The sequence below is a fragment of the Campylobacter sp. BCW_6461 genome (assembly GCF_001762735.1).
Classification (GTDB): Bacteria; Campylobacterota; Campylobacteria; order Campylobacterales; family Campylobacteraceae; genus Campylobacter_D; species Campylobacter_D jejuni.
In genome coordinates this window covers 1-2,335 of sequence record NZ_MJXJ01000027.1, presented here as the reverse complement: position 1 = coordinate 2,335, position 2,335 = coordinate 1, and the positions used below count along the sequence as shown (strand labels likewise).

At 34.1% G+C, this 2,335-nt stretch carries 1 protein-coding gene and 1 pseudogene; one reads left to right on the top strand and one right to left on the bottom strand.

Annotation, left to right across the window (positions count from 1 at the left end; all coding sequences use genetic code 11):
* A pseudogene (locus tag AJ882_RS08355) lies at window positions 1-664 on the top strand (motility associated factor glycosyltransferase family protein); the annotation flags it as partial.
* Window positions 665-694: 30 nt separating this feature from the next.
* Here AJ882_RS08355 and AJ882_RS08350 read toward each other — a convergent pair.
* The coding region (locus tag AJ882_RS08350; RefSeq protein ID WP_070279736.1) for a flagellin A at window positions 695-2,335 on the bottom strand (1,641 nt) is incomplete at its 5' end.

The window sequence follows — 2,335 nt, the reverse complement described above, 5'->3', positions numbered from 1 at the left end:
CACTACAGCTTATGGAGGAAATGGAAAAGTTCAAAGTTCTGAAATTTGGACACTTTTTAGACAAATTTTTGAAAATTTCATTGCTTTTAGCAAAAGTAAAACTTATAATTGCACCCAAGGAGGTGCTAGGATAGAAAGCGCTATAGAAAAACCTTTTAAAGAACTTTGCGAAGATTTACTCAAAAATAAAAAAGATAAAAAATTTAAAAAATTACAAGTTTTAAATACTAAAGAACAAGTAAAACTCGGATTAAAAATCTATCAAAAAATCAAAAAAAATATGAATTTATCCTTGAATTTTAAAAAAGAGTGTAAAAAAGTTCAAAAACAAATTCACAATCTTACCCATGGAAAGAACAAACTCTCTCTTGAACAAATAAATCAAAATATAGACAAAATCAAAGAAAAACTTTCAAATAAAAAATATCTCTTTTTGCAAGAAATTTTAGGCCCTACTTTACATCACGAACAAAGCATATTAACGCCTTTATATCTTAAAGATATCAAAGATGACTCCGATAAACAAAATAAACTTTTTGCTTGGATTTATGCGCATGAATCTTTGATGGAAAATATCATAGAACTTTTAGAAGCTCAAGACAAAAGACTTAAAATCGCTATTTTACCTTTGCAAGACTTTTTAGAAAAGAAAAAAGCACTTTAAAAGCTTAGATGCATAAAAGCATCTAAGAAATTATTGAAGAAGTTTTAAAACATTTTGCTGCACTGCATTAGCTTGACTCATAGCATAAGAACCTGATTGCGCAAGGATGTTATATTTAGAAAAATTTGCACTCTCGGCTGCAAAGTCTACATCTCTTATGGTTGATTCAGCTGCTTTAACATTTACCTGAGTAACAGTGATGTTGTTTATAGTCACTTGAAGTTGATTTTGCACTGAACCAATGTCTGCTCTGATTTGATCAAGATTTGTTGTAGCTGTTTCAGCTATGTCCATCACTGCCATAGCACCCTTAAGTGTAGTAACACCTGCGGTTTCATCTTTTACTCCAAGAACTGAAGTTTTCATGGTTGCAAATTGTGATAAATTTGATCCAGTTGAAAAACCAGAACCAGAAGAAACATTATATACCCTAGAAGCTGCAGATGCAGTTGATATAAATGTTGCATTACCAGTAAGTGTAGCAGAATAATCCTTACCACTACCTATAGAATAACCTGAACCTGCTGAAAATCCACTTCCTTCGCTACTCATATAAGCGCTAACAGTAGAAAAACCACCTATCACAACACCTTTATTTACAGAACCAAATCCCATAGCATCAGCGATATTAGCATCGAGCTGCCCTTTTGATTCTCTTAAAGAAATAGAAGCTTGAGAAATAAAACTGTTTGCTCCAAAACCTGCAAAAGAAAGACCTGTACCACTTACTAAAATATCCTTACCATCGTTTTTAACTAAAGACAAGCGACCATAGTTTTCTTTCATATTGGCATTGATAAAAGCACCCCCGCCTATATTACCATCGATTTTAATCCCTCTACCTTCTCTTGAAGTAAGCAAAAGTTGTCCATTAGCATCGATTGAAGCTTCAACTCCGGTAGTATCTTTAACCGAATTGATTGCAGCGACCAAAGCACCGTTTCCATCACCATCTTCATAGGCTACTTGACCTATAGTTACTCCATTGATAGCAAAGTCATTTGAAGTAGTTCCGGCTCTAACTGCAGCCATACCTCTAGTTTCTACCGTAAAAGTAGCTCTAACACCTGTTTTATCAGCACTTTTATTGATCTCTTCTGCTAAGGCTCCAAGTCCTGTCCCAACTGAAGTTGAAATCACAACTTTTTGAAACTGAAAATCATCTATACCATTGTAATTTTTAAGAGTAAATTGTACTTCACCACCAGATGTAATTCTTCCTCCTGTTTCAAAGCGTGTTAAACCTATCTTAGAAGATTGGGTTGCTCCTATAGTAGCTTTTACAGTTTGATTTGAACTCGCACCGATTTGAAATTCTTGATTGATAAAATTTCCACTTAAAAGTTGTTTACCGTTAAATGAAGTAGTATTTGCGATATTGTCAAGTTCTTCCATTAAACGGTTGATATCTGCTTGAAGCATAGTTCTTGTTTTTAAACTTTGTCCATCTTGAGCCGCTTGAGTTGCCTTAGTTTTGATTGTATCTAAGATTTTAAGTTGCTCATCCATAGCCTTATCAGCAGTTTGTAAGATACCTAAAGCATCGTTACCATTAGATATAGCTTGACCTAAAGTATTAGCTTGAGATCTTAAACTATCTGCTATCGCCATCCCTGAAGCATCATCTGCTGCGGAGTTGATTCTAAGACCTGAACTAAGTCTGCTTAAAGA